Origin of the sequence: Streptomyces sp. SID14436 (assembly GCF_010548465.1) — a bacterium.
Lineage (GTDB): Bacteria > Actinomycetota > Actinomycetes > Streptomycetales > Streptomycetaceae > Streptomyces.
Genome location: NZ_JAAGMD010000599.1, coordinates 1 through 15,099, shown reverse-complemented (window position 1 = coordinate 15,099; position 15,099 = coordinate 1). Strand labels below are relative to the sequence as shown.

At 72.2% G+C, this 15,099-nt stretch carries 15 protein-coding genes; 7 read left to right on the top strand and 8 right to left on the bottom strand.

The genetic code is table 11. The features are described 5' to 3' along the window. On the bottom strand, positions 1-696 hold a 696-nt coding region (locus G3I53_RS21350), incomplete at its 3' end, for an MFS transporter (RefSeq protein WP_164438666.1). Between the two features lie 70 nt (positions 697-766). On the opposite strand from G3I53_RS21350, the gene G3I53_RS21345 reads away from it, so the two are divergent. Beyond that, a complete protein-coding gene (locus G3I53_RS21345; protein ID WP_164334099.1) occupies positions 767-1,462 on the top strand; it encodes a FadR/GntR family transcriptional regulator in 696 nt (231 codons plus the stop codon). Here G3I53_RS21345 and G3I53_RS21340 read toward each other — a convergent pair. The 3 genes from G3I53_RS21340 to fabG all read right to left on the bottom strand — a co-directional run bounded on the left by G3I53_RS21340 (position 1,437) and on the right by fabG (position 3,464). Further along, on the bottom strand, positions 1,437-1,802 hold the full coding sequence (locus G3I53_RS21340; RefSeq protein ID WP_164334098.1) for a hypothetical protein: 366 nt from the start codon (positions 1,800-1,802) through the stop codon (positions 1,437-1,439). The two genes, G3I53_RS21345 and G3I53_RS21340, sit on opposite strands and share 26 nt — an antisense overlap. Before the next feature lie 184 nt (positions 1,803-1,986). Then, complete coding sequence (gene fabI, locus G3I53_RS21335; protein ID WP_164334097.1) at positions 1,987-2,754, bottom strand: enoyl-ACP reductase FabI; 768 nt, start codon at positions 2,752-2,754, stop codon at positions 1,987-1,989. Between the two features lie 5 nt (positions 2,755-2,759). Beyond that, complete coding sequence (gene fabG / locus G3I53_RS21330; RefSeq protein ID WP_164334096.1) at positions 2,760-3,464, bottom strand: 3-oxoacyl-[acyl-carrier-protein] reductase; 705 nt, start codon at positions 3,462-3,464, stop codon at positions 2,760-2,762. Positions 3,465-3,775: 311 nt separating this feature from the next. Between fabG and G3I53_RS21325 the strand changes: the two genes are divergently transcribed. The 3 genes from G3I53_RS21325 to tyrS all read left to right on the top strand — a co-directional run bounded on the left by G3I53_RS21325 (position 3,776) and on the right by tyrS (position 8,251). Then, positions 3,776-5,323, top strand: coding sequence for a TldD/PmbA family protein (locus G3I53_RS21325; protein WP_164438665.1), 1,548 nt, complete (start codon positions 3,776-3,778; stop codon positions 5,321-5,323). 168 nt (positions 5,324-5,491) lie between these two features. After that, positions 5,492-6,886, top strand: coding sequence for a metallopeptidase TldD-related protein (locus tag G3I53_RS21320; RefSeq protein WP_164333649.1), 1,395 nt, complete (start codon positions 5,492-5,494; stop codon positions 6,884-6,886). Between the two features lie 96 nt (positions 6,887-6,982). Then, positions 6,983-8,251 (top strand): tyrosine--tRNA ligase, encoded by a 1,269-nt coding sequence (gene tyrS / locus G3I53_RS21315; protein ID WP_164333648.1) that lies wholly within the window; start codon positions 6,983-6,985, stop codon positions 8,249-8,251. Between the two features lie 67 nt (positions 8,252-8,318). Here tyrS and G3I53_RS21310 read toward each other — a convergent pair whose 3' ends face one another. Continuing rightward, positions 8,319-8,600: a GlsB/YeaQ/YmgE family stress response membrane protein gene (locus G3I53_RS21310; protein WP_164333647.1), complete on the bottom strand. Its 282-nt coding sequence runs from the start codon at positions 8,598-8,600 to the stop codon at positions 8,319-8,321. Between the two features lie 245 nt (positions 8,601-8,845). Here G3I53_RS21310 and G3I53_RS21305 point away from each other — a divergent pair, with 245 nt between their 5' ends. Together G3I53_RS21305 and G3I53_RS21300 are read left to right on the top strand one after the other, a co-directional pair. After that, entirely contained in the window at positions 8,846-9,235 is a 390-nt protein-coding gene (locus G3I53_RS21305) for a DUF3099 domain-containing protein (RefSeq protein WP_164333646.1), read from the top strand. A 255-nt stretch (positions 9,236-9,490) separates the two neighbouring features. Continuing rightward, the gene (locus G3I53_RS21300) at positions 9,491-9,712 is read left to right on the top strand and encodes a hypothetical protein (protein WP_164333651.1); all 222 of its coding nucleotides are present in this window, start codon (positions 9,491-9,493) and stop codon (positions 9,710-9,712) included. A 27-nt stretch (positions 9,713-9,739) separates the two neighbouring features. Here G3I53_RS21300 and moaA read toward each other — a convergent pair whose 3' ends face one another. From moaA to G3I53_RS21285, 3 genes are all read right to left on the bottom strand, one after another. Next, on the bottom strand, positions 9,740-10,729 hold the full coding sequence (gene moaA / locus G3I53_RS21295) for a GTP 3',8-cyclase MoaA (RefSeq protein ID WP_318653120.1): 990 nt from the start codon (positions 10,727-10,729) through the stop codon (positions 9,740-9,742). A 155-nt stretch (positions 10,730-10,884) separates the two neighbouring features. After that, positions 10,885-12,513 (bottom strand): cation acetate symporter, encoded by a 1,629-nt coding sequence (locus G3I53_RS21290; RefSeq protein ID WP_164333644.1) that lies wholly within the window; start codon positions 12,511-12,513, stop codon positions 10,885-10,887. Beyond that, positions 12,510-12,866 carry a DUF485 domain-containing protein gene (locus G3I53_RS21285; protein WP_164333643.1) on the bottom strand — a complete coding sequence of 119 codons (357 nt, stop codon included), beginning with the start codon at positions 12,864-12,866 and terminating at the stop codon, positions 12,510-12,512. Before G3I53_RS21285 ends, G3I53_RS21290 begins: the two co-directional genes overlap by 4 nt. Positions 12,867-13,207: 341 nt before the next feature. Here G3I53_RS21285 and G3I53_RS21280 point away from each other — a divergent pair, with 341 nt between their 5' ends. Then, positions 13,208-14,740: a S8 family serine peptidase gene (locus G3I53_RS21280; RefSeq protein WP_164438664.1), complete on the top strand. Its 1,533-nt coding sequence runs from the start codon at positions 13,208-13,210 to the stop codon at positions 14,738-14,740. The last annotated feature ends 359 nt before the right edge of the window (positions 14,741-15,099 follow it).

Genomic DNA, 15,099 nt, shown 5'->3' with positions numbered 1-15,099 from the left:
GGCGGTGCCGCGGTCGCGGACGAACCACAGCCAGGGCAGCACGGCCGCGGCGGCGAGGACGGACCACAGGGCGAGCCCCGACCGCCAGTCGCCGCCCAGCAGGTCGGTCGCGGGCACGGTCACCGCGGCCGCCGTGGAGGTGCCCAGGGCGAGGGCCATCGAGTACAGGCCGGTCATGGTGCCGATCCGGTCCGGGAACCAGCGCTTGACGATGACCGGCATCAGGACGTTGCTGACGGCGATGCCCATGAGCGCGAGGGCGGTGGCGGCCAGGAATCCGGCCGTGCCGCCCGCGAAGGGGCGGATCAGCAGGCCGGCGGCGATGGCGGCCATGCCGCCGCACACCACGGCGCCGGGGCCGAAGCGGCGGGCCAGGCGCGGGGCGGTGACGCCGAAGACGGCGAAGCACAGCGGGGGGACCGAGGTCAGCAGTCCGGCCACGCTGCCGCTCATGCCGAGCGCGACGCGGACCTCTTCGAGCAGCGCGCCGAGGCTGGTGATGGCGGGGCGCAGGTTCAGCGCGGCCAGGACGATGGCCACGACCAGCAGGTGCGCGGCCCACCCGCGCGGGCGCGGGGCGGAGGGGTCCGGCCCGGGGGTGCGGGGGTCCGCCGCGGGTCGGGTTCCGGCCGGGATGTCTCCGGTCGTCGTGGACGCGAACGTCCGGGTGTCGTCACCAGCCATGGGATCCATCATAGAATCATGGGATGATTCTCTGTCCAACGCGTTGCGGCGTCCCGGCGCCCCCGGTGTGCGAAGGTGTGCCATGCCCCTGAGCCATCCGCGTCGTGCGGCCCTGTCCGAGCAGGTCATCGCCGCGCTGCGGGCGCAGATCACCACGGGCGAGTGGCCGGTCGGCTCCCGCATCCCCACGGAGCCGGAGCTGGTGGAGCAGCTCGGGGTGGCCCGGAACACCGTGCGCGAGGCGGTCCGCGCCCTGGCGCACAACGGCCTGCTGGACATCCGGCAGGGGTCGGGCACCTACGTGGTGGCGACGAGCGAGCTGGCCGGCGTGATGCAGCGCCGTTTCGCCGGCGCCGACCCCCGGCACGTCGCCGAGCTGCGTTCCACGCTGGAGTCGGCCGCCGCGCGGCTGGCCGCGGAGCGGCGGACGGAGAAGGACCTCAAGCAGCTGGACGCCCTGCTGCTGCGCCGGGAGGAGGCCTGGGAGTCGGGTGAGGCGGAGGCGTTCGTGACGGCGGACGCGACCTTCCACCTGGCCGTGGTGGCGGCCTCGCACAACGACGTGATGACGGCGATGTACGCGGACCTGGGCGAGGTGCTGCGGGACTGGCTGCGCGACGACGTGGGCGCGTCGCTGTCCCCGGAGACGCACATGGAGCACGGGCGGCTGGTGGACGCGATCCGGGCCGGTGACGCGACGGCGGCGGCCGAGGTGGCCGCCGCCTATCCGCTGGTGTGCCGTCCGGGGCGGGTCAGCGCTCCGCCCTCCGGTGGCTGACCCAGGCCGAGCCGACCTCCTTCCAGCAGCGGCCGGTCAGGCGCACGGTCTGCGCGGGTCCGGCGGCCACCGGCCGGCTGTCGGCGTCGAGGTCCCACCAGCGGACGCACTCGACGTGCAGACTCACCCGGTCGGTGACGGGATAGGGGTTGTGGCAGTACGCGGTCACCCGGGAGCCGTCGACACGGACCCGGCAGGCGGCGCCGAACGGATCGTCCGCGAGCGGGGTCCCCGCAGTGGCCCGCTCGGGCGGCACGCGCGGGTGCGGCATCGCATGGTGGGGCAGGGCCAGCACGAGGGCGGCGGCCAGGGTCGCTGAGGCCAGGCGGTGGACGCGCACAACGGACCTCCTCGGCGTGGCTGGGGAGGAAAACGCGCGACGGACGCGTACTCCACGGTGCCCGGTCGGCCGTGCCGCGCGCCCGGCCTGGTGAGCCGTTCGGGTGACACGGCGGGCGCCCCGCCAGGACGCGGGAAGGGCCCGCGCCCCGGTGGGGTGCGGGCCCTTCGAGCCGTGCTGCCGGTCAGGCGCCGACGGCGTGCAGACCGCCGTCCACGTGGACGATCTCGCCGGTGGTCTTGGGGAACCAGTCGCTCAGCAGGGCGACCACACCGCGGCCGGCCGGCTCCGGGTCCTTCAGGTCCCACTCCAGCGGGGCGCGGGTGTCCCAGACGGAGGCCAGTTCGGCGAAGCCCGGGATGGACTTGGCCGCCATGGAGCCGATCGGGCCCGCCGAGATCAGGTTGCAGCGGATGTTCTGCTTGCCCAGGTCGCGGGCCATGTAGCGGTTGGTCGCCTCCAGGGCGGCCTTGGCCGGGCCCATCCAGTCGTACTGCGGCCAGGCGTACTGCGCGTCGAAGGTGAGGCCGACGACGGAGCCGCCGTTCTGCATCAGCGGCAGGCAGGCCATGGTCAGCGACTTCAGGGAGAAGGCGGAGACGTGCATGGCCGTGGCGACCGACTCGAACGGCGTGTTGAGGAAGTTGCCGCCGAGCGCGTCCTGCGGGGCGAAGCCGATGGAGTGCACGACGCCGTCGAGGCCGCCGAGCTCCTCGCCCACGACGTCGGCGAGGCGGCCGAGGTGCTCGTCGTTGGTGACGTCGAGCTCGATGACCTTGGCGGGCTTGGGGAGCTTCCTGGCGATGCGCTCGGTCAGGGTGGGCCGCGGGAACGCGGTCAGGATGATCTCCGCGCCCTGCTCCTGGGCCAGCTTGGCGGTGTGGAAGGCGATGGAGGACTCCATCAGCACACCGGTGATCAGGACGCGCTTGCCCTCGAGAATTCCGCTCATGTCGTTCAGTGACCCATTCCCAGTCCGCCGTCAACAGGAATGACGGCTCCAGTGATGTACGAGGCGTCGTCCGAGGCGAGGAACCGCACCGCCGCGGCGATCTCCTCCGGCTGCGCGTACCGGCCGAGCGGCACCTGCGACACGATGCCCGCGCGCTGCTCGTCGGTGAGCACCTTGGTCATGTCGGTGTCGACGAAGCCGGGCGCCACGACGTTGAAGGTGATGTTGCGGGACCCCAGCTCACGGGCGAGGGAGCGCGCGAAGCCGACCAGGGCGGCCTTGGAGGCGGAGTAGTTCGCCTGGCCCGCGGAGCCGGACAGGCCGACCACCGAGGAGATCAGCACGACGCGGCCCTTCTTGGCGCGCAGCATGCCCCGGTTGGCACGCTTCACGATGCGGAAGGTGCCGGTGAGGTTGGTGTCGACGACGGAGGTGAAGTCCTCCTCGGACATGCGCATCAGGAGCTGGTCCTTGGTGATGCCCGCGTTGGCCACGAGGACCTCGACCGGGCCGTGCTGGGCCTCGATCTCCTTGTAGGCCTGCTCCACCTGCTCCGGGTCGGTGATGTCGCAGCGGACGGCGAGGAAGCCGGCCGGCGGCTCACCCGAGCGGTACGTGATGGCGACCTGCTCGCCGGCGTCGGCGAATGCACGGGCGATGGCGAGGCCGATGCCCCGGTTGCCTCCGGTGACGAGAACCGAGCGGCTCAACGGATCACCCTTTCGATAGCGGTCTGGTTCACCCGCCCGGACACCTGGATGACAGGCGGCTTCCCCGAAAACCTATCGGTCGCGACGTGCCGCGGGACATTCGGGCACCGACAGTGGCTCCCATGGCGTCCTGTCGGGTTCCTACAGTCCGCCCCGCCCGGCCGGTCCGCCCCGCCCGGCGTGCCGGGCCGTCGGGGGCGCCGCGGATGAGCGGGGACCGGAGCCGGGGCCGGCCCGGGCCTACGGGCCGTCGGGGCATGATTCACTGCCGGTGACGGTCAGCCCGGCGCGCACCGAAGGGATACCCACCCGTGCCCCATGAAGTCGATCAGTCGTTCCTGGCGCTGCCGCTGCGCCCCCTCGCCGATGCCGCGCTGGCCCGCGCACGGTCGCTGGGGGCCGCACACGCCGACTTCCGCCTGGAGCGGGTGCGCAGCGCCTCCTGGCGCCTGCGGGACGCCCGGCCCGCCGGGACGTCGGACACCACCGACCTCGGGTACGCGGTGCGGGTGGTGCACGGCGGCACGTGGGGCTTCGCCTCCGGCGTGGACCTGACGCCCGACGCCGCCGCGAAGGTGGCCTCGCAGGCGGTGGCGATGGCGAAGCTGTCCGCCCGGGTGATCCGCGCGGCGGGGTCGGACGCCGGCGGCCCGGCCGGTCAGTGGGGCACGGTGGAGCTGGCCGACGAGCCGGTGCACGCCGAGAAGACCTGGGTGTCGTCGTACGAGGTCGATCCGTTCGCGGTGCCGGACGAGGAGAAGGCCGGGCTGCTCGCGGAGTGGAGCGCGCGGCTGCTGGCGGCGAACGGCGTGGACCATGTCGACGCCTCGCTGCTCACGGTCCACGAGAACAAGTTCTACGCCGACACCGCCGGGACCGTGACCACGCAGCAGCGGGTCCGCCTGCACCCGTCGTTCACGGCCGTGTCGGTGGACGAGTCGAGCGGTGAGTTCGACTCCATGCGCACGCTGGCCCCGCCGGTCGGACGCGGCTGGGAGTACCTGACCGGTACCGGCTGGGACTGGGACGAGGAGCTGGCGCAGCTGCCGGAGCTGCTCGCGGAGAAGATGCGGGCGCCCAGCGTGGACCCGGGGCTGTACGACCTGGTCGTCGACCCGTCCAACCTGTGGCTGACCATCCACGAGTCCATCGGCCACGCGACCGAGCTGGACCGGGCGCTCGGCTACGAGGCGGCGTACGCGGGGACCTCGTTCGCCACCTTCGACCAGCTGGGGAAGCTGCGGTACGGCTCGGAGCTGATGAACGTCACCGGCGACCGCACCGCGGAGCACGGCCTGGCGACCGTCGGCTACGACGACGAGGGCGTCGAGGCGCAGTCCTGGGACCTGGTGAAGGACGGCACGCTGGTCGGCTACCAGCTGGACCGGCGGATCGCGCGCCTGACCGGCTTCGAGCGGTCCAACGGGTGCGCGTTCGCGGACTCCCCCTCCCACGTGCCGGTGCAGCGGATGGCGAACGTGTCGCTCCGGCCGGACCCCGCCGGGATGTCGACGGAGGACCTGATCGGCGGCGTGGACCGGGGGATCTACGTGGTCGGGGACCGCTCGTGGAGCATCGACATGCAGCGGTACAACTTCCAGTTCACCGGTCAGCGGTTCCACCGCATCGAGAACGGGCGGCTGGTGGGACAGCTGCGGGACGTGGCCTACCAGGCGACGACGACCGACTTCTGGGGCTCCATGGCGGCGGTCGGCGGCCCGCAGACGTACGTCCTGGGCGGTGCCTTCAACTGCGGCAAGGCCCAGCCGGGTCAGGTCGCCGCGGTCTCGCACGGCTGCCCCTCGGCCCTGTTCAAGGGAGTCAACATCCTCAACACCACGCAGGAGGCGGGGCGATGAGCGTCCGCACCGGGACCGGCCGGGGGTCCGGGGGTCGCCCCCCGGGACAGCACAGCCCCGACACCACGCAGGAGGCCGGACGATGAGCGTCCGCACCGGGACCGGCCGGGGGTCCGGGGGTCGCCCCCCGGGACAGCACAGCCTCGACACCACGCAGGAGGCCGGACGATGAGCGCGCGTACCGACAAGCCGCACGAGATCGTCGAGCGCGCGCTCGACCTGTCCCGCGCGGACGGCTGTGTGGTGATCGCCGACGAGGAGTCGACGGCCAACCTGCGCTGGGCGGGCAACGCGCTCACCACGAACGGTGTCACGCGCGGGCGCACGCTCACCGTGATCGCCACGGTGGACGGCGGGCAGGGCACGGCCTCCGGGGTGGTGTCGCGCTCCGCCGTGACCGTCGACGAGCTGGAGCCGCTGGTGCGGGCCGCGGAGGCGGCCGCGCGGGGTGCGGGCCCGGCCGAGGACGCGCAGCCGCTGGTCACGGACGTGCCCCCGTCCCCCGGCTTCACCGAGGCGCCCGCGGAGACCTCCTCCGCGGTGTTCGCCGACTTCGCTCCGGCGCTGGGCGAGTCGTTCGCCCGCGCGCGGGCCGGCGGCCGGGAGCTGTACGGCTTCGCGAACCACGAGATGGTCTCCAGCTACCTCGGCACGTCGACGGGGCTGCGGCTGCGCCACGACCAGCCGAACGGGACCCTGGAGGTGAACGCGAAGTCGCCGGACCGGACGCGGTCGGCGTGGGCGGGCCGGTCCACGCGGGACTTCCGGGACGTCGACCCGACGGCGCTGGACGCCGAGCTGGCGGTGCGGCTGGGCTGGGCCGAGCGGCGCCTGGAACTGCCCGCGGGCCGGTACGAGACGCTGCTGCCGCCGACCGCGGTGGCGGACCTGCTGATCTACCAGATGTGGTCGGCCTCGGGTCGGGACGCCGCCGAGGGCCGCACCGTGTTCTCCGCGCCCGGCGGCGGCACCCGGGTCGGCGACCGGCTCAGCGGCCTGCCGCTGACGCTGCGCAGCGACCCGCACGAGCCGGGACTGGAGTCGGCGCCGTTCGTGCTCGCGCACTCCTCGGGGGGCGACCGGTCGGTGTTCGACAACGGGCTGCCGCTGGCGGCCACGGACTGGATGCGCGAGGGCGAGCTGCGGCACCTGACGACGAGCAGGCACAGCGCGGCGCTGACCGGGCTGCCGGTGGCGCCGGGCATCGACAACCTGATCCTGGAGGGGGGCCGGGACCGCTCGCTCGAGGAGATGGTCGCGGACACCGGGCGCGGGCTGCTGCTGACCTGCCTGTGGTACATCCGCGAGGTCGACCCGGCGACGCTGCTGCTCACCGGGCTGACCCGGGACGGCGTCTACCTCGTGGAGAACGGCGAGGTGACCGGCGAGGTGAACAACTTCCGGTTCAACGAGTCGCCGGTGGACCTGCTGGGGCGGGCGGCGGAGGCCGGGCGGACGGAGAAGACCCTGCCCAGGGAGTGGAGCGACTGGTTCACCCGGGCCGCGATGCCCGCGCTGCGCATCCCCGATTTCAATATGAGCTCGGTCAGCCGGGGCGTATAACCTCGTAGGCGTCCGCGTCCGGCCGCCGGCCGGCCGGACCGGGCGCCGGGCCCTCCGGCACCCTTCCACCGGCATCATCTAGGAGACACGAGAACCGTGACGGACATCGTCGACGAGCTGCAGTGGCGCGGGCTGTTCGCCCAGTCCACCGACGAGGACGCATTGCGCAAGGCGCTCGCGGACGGTCCCGTCACCTTCTATTGCGGCTTCGACCCGACCGCTCCGTCCCTGCACGTCGGACATCTGGTGCAGGTGCTGACCCTGCGCCGGCTCCAGCAGGCCGGGCACCGGCCGCTGGCGCTCGTCGGCGGGGCGACGGGCCAGATCGGCGACCCGCGGCCGACCGCGGAGCGCACGCTGAACAGCCCGGAGACCGTCGCCGGCTGGGTGCAGCGGCTGCGGCGGCAGATCGAGCCGTTCCTGTCCTTCGAGGGCGAGAACGCGGCCGAGATGGTCAACAACCTGGACTGGACGCAGAACCTCTCGGCGATCGAGTTCCTGCGGGACGTCGGCAAGCACTTCCGCGTCAACAAGATGCTGACCAAGGACTCGGTCGCCCGGCGGCTGGAGTCCTCCGAGGGCATCAGCTACACCGAGTTCAGCTACCAGCTGCTGCAGGCCATGGACTTCCTCCAGCTCTACCGGAGGTACGGCTGCGTCCTGCAGCAGGGCGGCAGCGACCAGTGGGGCAACCTCACGGCGGGCCTGGACCTGATCCACCGGCTGGAGCCCGAGGCCACGGTGCACGCCTACGCCACTCCGCTGATGACGAAGGCGGACGGCACCAAGTTCGGCAAGACCGCGAGCGGCGCGGTGTGGCTGGACCCGGAGATGACGACGCCGTACGCGTTCTACCAGTTCTGGCTGAACGTGGACGACCGGGACATCTCGGGCTACATGCGCATCCTGTCCTTCAAGTCCCGCGAGGAGCTGGAGGAGCTGGAGCGTCAGACGGCGGAGCGGCCGCAGGCGCGGGCCGCCCAGCGGGCGCTGGCCGAGGAGCTGACGACGCTGGTGCACGGCGCGGACCAGACGGCGGCGGTGATCGCCGCCTCGAAGGCGCTGTTCGGCCAGGGCGAGCTGGCGGAGCTGGACGAGCGGACGCTGGCGGCGGCCCTGTCCGAGCTGCCGCACGTCCGGGTCGCCGAGCCGGCGCCGGTCGTGGACCTGTTCGCGGAGGTCGGTCTGGTGGCCAGCAAGTCGGCCGCCCGGCGCACCGTGAAGGAGGGCGGCGCCTACGTGAACAACACGAAGGTGACCGCCGAGGACGCCGTCCCCGCCCGGGAGGACCTGCTGCACGGGCGCTGGCTGGTGCTGCGCCGGGGCAAGAAGAACCTGGCGGCGGTCGAGGTCACCGCGGGCTGAGAGAGCGGCACGGGGGCGGTTCCCGGCGGGTGCCGGGGCCGCCCCCTCGCCGTCCGCGGCGACCGGGTCAGGCCCGCCGCTCGTGCTTCCTGCGCTGCATCGCGTTGTAGATCATCTCCGCGAGCAGGACGACGACGATGGCCGCGCCCAGCTGGAAGATGTGCCGGCCCCAGTCGATGCCCCGCGTCTCCTCGATGCCGAAGCCGCGCGCGATGGCGTTGCCGACCACCGCGCCGATCATGCCGCAGATGGTGGCCAGCCACAGCGGGATGTGCTGTTTGCCGGGGATCACCGCCTTGGCGATCAGGCCGAGCACGAATCCCACGATGATGGCCCACAACCAGCCCATGACTGCCTCCTCGTACGCCGTGACGCGAGCGTTGCCGCCAGTCTCGGCCCGGACCCGGTACGCCGCATGCCGGGCGGTGCCGTACGCGCTACGGCGCAGGCCGGGCGGGCACCACGGGAGGGCGACCCGGTCGCGGCGCGGGGACACAGCGGGCGTAACGTGGAGATGTCCGGGCCCGGTGTCCCCGACCGGTCACGGAGCGGTCAGGGACGGGGAAGTCCGATACGGGCGGATGGTGGAATGTGATGCGGAAGCAGCATGGCGCCCAGGTGTTCCGGATCACCGGCGCCCGGGCGGGCCTCCATGACGACGTGCGGAGCCGGCAGCGCCGGTACGTGATCTCGATGACCGTCCGCACGATCTCGGTCATCCTCGCGGCGGTGCTGTGGAACGTGGAGAAGCACGTCGCGATCGTGGCGCTGGTCCTCGGCGCGGTGCTGCCGTACATCGCGGTGGTGATCGCCAACGCGGGGCGGGAGAACGCGCCCTCGCTGCCGTCGACCTTCGTGACCACGCCGATGCGGCCCATGATCACGCCGTCGGACGGGGACGGCGACGGCGCGGAACACGATGCGGAGGACGCGGCGTCCGCGCCCGCGGCGGAAGCGGGGGCACAGCGGTCCGAAGGGCCGTGACCGCCGGGTACGGACGGGTGCGCGGCGCGAGCGGAAGCAGGTTCTGCGCCAAGCTCAAGAAAACCTCAGATCAATCATGTTGTTCCGGTGCCGGTGCCGGGGTGACCCGTGACATACTTCGTACGCGCTCCGCATCCCCCGTCGGAGCGACGGACCGACGCCGGGCAGCTCCCCCCGTGGCTGCTCGGCGTCGCCTTTCCGGGGCCTGTCCCCCGCCCGGGGCCGTGACACGGCCGGGTTAGGGTCGGCGGTGTGATGCTTCCTGATCCCGAGACGCCGATCTGTTCCGCCAAGGGCTGCCGGAGCGCGGCCGTCTGGGTGCTGGCGTGGAACAACCCGAAGGTGCACACGCCGGAGCGGCGCAAGACCTGGCTGGCGTGCGAGGAGCACCGGGAACACCTGTCGCAGTTCCTCGGTGTGCGGGGCTTCCTGAAGGAGGCCGTCCCCTTCGCGGAGTGGGAGGCCCGGGAGGTCTGAGCGGTACCGGGGCCGGTCGTTCGGGGGTCAGCCCCCGATGGCGGACATCGGCCGGTCCGGCTGCACGAAGGACGGGTCGTCCAGGCCCGCGCCGGCCTTCTTGCCCCACATGGCCTGCCGCCAGATGCGGGCGATCTCCTCGTCCGGGGCGCCGGAGCGCAGGGCGGCGCGCAGGTCGGTCTCCTCGGTGGCGAACAGGCAGGTGCGGACCTGTCCGTCGGCGGTGAGGCGGGTGCGGTCGCAGGCGGCGCAGAACGGGCGGGTGACGGAGGCGATGACGCCCACACGGTGCGGGCCACCGTCCACCAGCCAGCGCTCGGCCGGGGCGGAGCCGCGGGCCTCGTCGCCCTCGGCGGTCAGCTCGAAGCGGGTGCGCAGGGAGGCGAGGATGTCCCCCGCCGTGACCATGCCCTCACGCTTCCAGCCGTGCTGGGCGTCCAGCGGCATCTGCTCGATGAACCGCAGCTCGTAGTCGTGTTCCACGGCCCAGGCGAGCAGGTCGGGGGCCTCGTCGTCGTTGAGCCCCGGCATGAGCACGGCGTTGACCTTCACGGGGGTCAGACCGGCCTCCCGGGCCGCGTACAGGCCGTCGGTGACGTCGCGGTGGCGGTCGCGGCGGGTGAGGCGCTTGAAGACGTCGGGGCGCAGGGTGTCGAGGGAGACGTTGACCCGGTCCAGGCCGGCCTGCTTCAGGGCGGCCGCGGTGCGCCGCAGGCCGATGCCGTTGGTGGTGAGGGAGATCTGCGGGCGGGGTTCCAGGGCGGCGACCCGCTCGACGATGCCGACCAGGCCGGGCCGCAGCAGCGGCTCGCCACCGGTGAAGCGGACCTCCTCGATGCCGAGGGAGGTGACGGCGACGTCGACGAGGCGGACGATCTCGTCGTCGGTGAGCAGGTCGGGCTTGGCGAGCCACTGCAGGCCCTCCTCGGGCATGCAGTAGGTGCAGCGCAGATTGCACCGGTCGGTGAGCGAGACCCTCAGGTCGGTGGCCACTCGGCCGTAGGTGTCCTTGAGCACGTGGGCCCCCTCCCTCGACGCGGATCGCTGTTGTCCCGTACCTGCGAGCGTACGTGACGGCACCGACAGGCCACAGCGGCCCGATGCGACGAGAACCACGACGGCCGCGCCGTGGGGACCTGGAGGTTCCTACGACGCGGCCGAGGGGGACGGGGTCAGTGGGCGCCGGTGCCGGTGAGCGACCGGACCTCCAGCTCCGCGTACTTCTTGGTGTCCGGCTCCTCCTTGGAGAGCACGGTGCCGAGCCAGCCGAGCAGGAAGCCGGCCGGGATGGAGATCAGGCCCGGGTTCTTCAGCGGGAACCAGGAGAAGTCGACGTCGGGGAACATCGACGTGGGGTCGCCGGAGACGACGGGCGAGAACAGCACCAGGCCGACGGCGATGATGAGACCGCCGTTGATCGACCACAGCGCGCCCTGGGTGGTGAACCGCTTCCAGAACAGGCTGTAGAGGATCGTCGGCAGGTTGGCCGAGGCGGCGACGGCGAAGGCGAGCGCGACCAGGCCGGCCACGTTGAGGTCGCGCGCGAGGGCCCCGAGCGCGATGGAGACGACGCCGATGAGGACGGTCGCCAGGCGGGCCGCCCGCATCTCCTCCTTCTCGGTGGCCTTCCCCTTGCGGATGACGTTGGCGTAGATGTCGTGCGCGAAGGAGGAGGACGAGGCGAGGGTGAGGCCCGCGACCACGGCCAGGATGGTCGCGAAGGCGACCGCCGAGATGGTGGCGAGCAGGATCGCGCCCCAGGTGGAGTCGACGCCGCCGAGGTGCAGGGCGAGCAGCGGGGCCGCCGTGTTGCCGGACGGGTTGGACTCGATGATCTCGGTGCGCGAGATGAGCGCCGCGGCGCCGAAGCCGAGGGCGATGGTCATCAGGTAGAAGCCGCCGATGATGCCGATGGCCCAGTTGACGGACTTCCGGGCGGCCTTGGCGTTGGGCACCGTGTAGAAGCGGATCAGGATGTGCGGCAGGCCGGCGGTGCCGAGCACCAGGGCGATGCCGAGGGAGATGAAGTCCAGCTTGGTGGTGCCGCTGGCGCCGTACTGCAGGCCGGGCTCCAGGAAGGCGGCGCCCGCTCCGCTGTTCTCGGCGGCCTTGCCGAGCAGGTCGGAAATGTTGAAGTTGAACTTCAGCAGCACCAGGAAGGTGATCAGGATGGTGCCGCCGATGAGCAGCACGGCCTTGATCATCTGCACCCAGGTGGTGCCCTTCATGCCGCCGATGGAGACGTAGACGATCATCAGGACGCCGACGAGGGCGACGATGAGGATCTTGCCTGCGTCGGAGGTGATGCCGAGCAGCAGCGAGACGAGGACGCCGGCGCCGGCCATCTGGGCGAGCAGGTAGAAGATCGACACGACGATGGTCGAGGTGCCGGCCGCGGTGCGCACCGGGCGCTGGCGCATGCGGTAGGCGAGGACGTCGCCCATGGTGTAGCGGCCGGAGTTGCGCAGCGGTTCGGCGACCAGCAGCAGCGCCACCAGCCAGGCGACCAGGAAGCCGATGGAGTAGAGGAAGCCGTCGTAGCCGAAGAGGGCGATGGCGCCCGCGATGCCGAGGAAGGACGCGGCCGACATGTAGTCGCCGGAGACGGCGAGCCCGTTCTGGAAGGCGCTGAACTGGCGCCCGCCGGCGTAGAAGTCGGAGGCGCTCTTGGTCTGGCGCCCGGCCCAGACGGTGATGCCGAGGGTGGCGACGACGAACAGCGCGAAGAGGATGATGATCAGCGTGCGGTGTTCGCTCGCCTCGTTCGCGGCGAGGGTGACGTGGGCGATCGAGGGGCTCATGCGCCTCCCTCCATACGGGCCTTGATGGCCTCGGCCTTCGGGTCCAGCTTCGCGGCGGCGTGCCGCGAGTACCACCACGCGATGAAGAAGGTGGTGGCGAACTGGAGGAGCCCGAAGACGAGGGCGACGTTGATGTTGCCGAACAGCTCGGTGCCCATGAAGCCGTGCGCGTAGTTGGACAGCAGGACGTACAGCAGGTACCAGGCGATGAAGGCGACGGTGAGGGGGAAGGCGAAGGAGCGGTGCGTGCGGCGCAGTTCGGCGAACTCCGCGCTCTGCTGCACCTCGGTGAACTCCTCTGGCGTCGGGAGTTTGGGCTCGGCTGTCGAGGGGGGCGGTGCTTCGGCGGCCACGGAGTCTCCTCGCGATCGTGCGGTCCGACAGGGACGGAGGCGAGTGTCCTCGCGCTCCCTGCACAAGGGCACGGCGCGGGCCGGTGGCTGGTTCAAACGGGTTCTGGTTCTTTCCCCGGCCGGCTCAGGGGGCGCGGCGCGGGGACCCGGACGGCGGGCACGCCGGGGGCCGTACGGGGGGTGTCCCGGACATTCGGGTGCGGTCTGTGAAGAGCTTCGGGGAAAACGTTGCTGGCCAGCAACATCGCGAGATAGCTTCACCCGAGCACAACTCGTCATGTACCTGCCCGAGCACCACCTGTGTCTCGGGCAGATTCCGTTCCGGATGATGTGGAGACCCCATGGCTCATCTGCGTTCCAGACGCCGGCTCGCCCTCGCCGTGCCCGTCGCGCTGTCGCTGACCGCCACGCTCGGCTTCCTGCCGGCGGCGGCCTCGGCCGCCGAGCGGAGCGCGCCGACGGCGGAGCAGGCGACGGACGCGCCCGCCCTGGCGTACGTCGTGAACACCAAGGTGGACCGCCGCACGATCGCGTCGGTGCAGAAGGCGATCGGCAAGGCCGGCGGGACCGTCGTGGTCACCCACGACAAGATCGGTGTCATCGTCGTCCACTCGTCGAACCCGGACTTCGGCACGGAGATACGCAAGGTCCGCGGCGTGCAGTCGGCCGGGGCCACCCGCACCGCGCCGCTCACCCCGGCCGGCACCACCGACGTCGGCGCGGCCGAGTACGTGACGGCCGCGGACGCCGCGCGCATCGGGGCCGCCTCGGCGAAGACGCCGGGCAGCGAGCCGCTCGAGGCCGACCAGTGGGACCTGCGGGCCATCGGCGCCGACAAGGCCGCGAAGATCAACCCGGGCAGCAGCAAGGTGACCGTCGCCGTGATCGACACCGGCGTCGACGACACCCACCCCGACCTCGCCCCGAACTTCTCCGCCTCCCAGTCGGCCAACTGCGTCGGCGGCGTGGCGGACACCAGCGAGGGCGCCTGGCGCCCGTACACGGACGAGGACTACCACGGCACCCACGTGGCCGGTGAGATCGCCGCCGCCCGCAACGGCATCGGCGTCGCCGGTGTCGCGCCGGGCGTGAAGGTCGCCGGCATCAAGGTGAGCGACCCGGACAACGGCCTCTTCTACCCGGAGAACGTCGTCTGCGCCTTCGTGTTCGCCGCCGACCACGGCGTGGAGATCACGAACAACAGCTACTACGTCGACCCGTGGCTGTACAACTGCAAGAACGACCCGGACCAGAAGGCCATCCTGGACGCGGTCAACCGGGCCCAGCTGTACGCCCAGCTCAAGGGCACCCTGCACGTGGCGTCGGCCGGCAACTCCAACCACGACCTGGCCTCGGACGCGATCGACGACGCCTCCAGCCCCAACGACACCACGCCGGTCGAGCGCACCATCGACCCGAGCGAGTGCCTGGACCTGCCGACCCAGCTGCCGGGTGTCGTCACGGTCAGCGCGACGGGTGCGGACAACCTCAAGTCGTACTACTCGACCTACGGCCACCGGGTCGTGGACGTGGCCGCGCCGGGCGGTGACGGCCGCTACCAGACGCCGGACACCCCGTCGAAGAACGGCCGCATCCTGTCCACCATGCCGAACGGGCAGTACGCCTTCCTCCAGGGCACCTCGATGGCGTCGCCGCACGCCGCCGGTGTCGCCGCGCTGCTGAAGTCGAAGCACCCGTGGGCCCCGCCCGCCGTGATCCAGGCGCTGATGAAGGCGCAGGCGGACAACCCGGGCTGCCCGGCCTCCTACGACCAGGACGGCGACGGCGTGCAGGACGCCACCTGCGAGGGCGGCAAGCTGGTCAACGGCTTCTACGGCCACGGCATCGTCAACGCGCTGCGCGCCGTCAAGTAGGGCCCGGGCCCGCGGGGTCCGGCCGGAGCGGCACGGCGGGTCGCTGACCCGGGAGCGCCGGGGCAAGGGCACGGCGCTCCCGCGGCAGGGACACGGAGAACGGAAGGGCCGGGCGCATCGCCCGGCCCTTCCGCCGTGCCGCACGGCGCGTGGCGGCACCGCCGTGCGCGATGCTGTGCCCCCCGGCCCACGAGAGTCACGGCGTCTCCCGGCCCCCGGGCCGGGGGCGTCCACGGAGGAGACACGATGACCGAGACGGCTCACGCCTGGTCCGCCCTCGGCGGGGACCCCGCGCTGCTCGCGCGCGTGACGGCCGTGGAGCGGCCGGGGGTGCTGCCCGCGCGGCTCGGGGTGCGGGA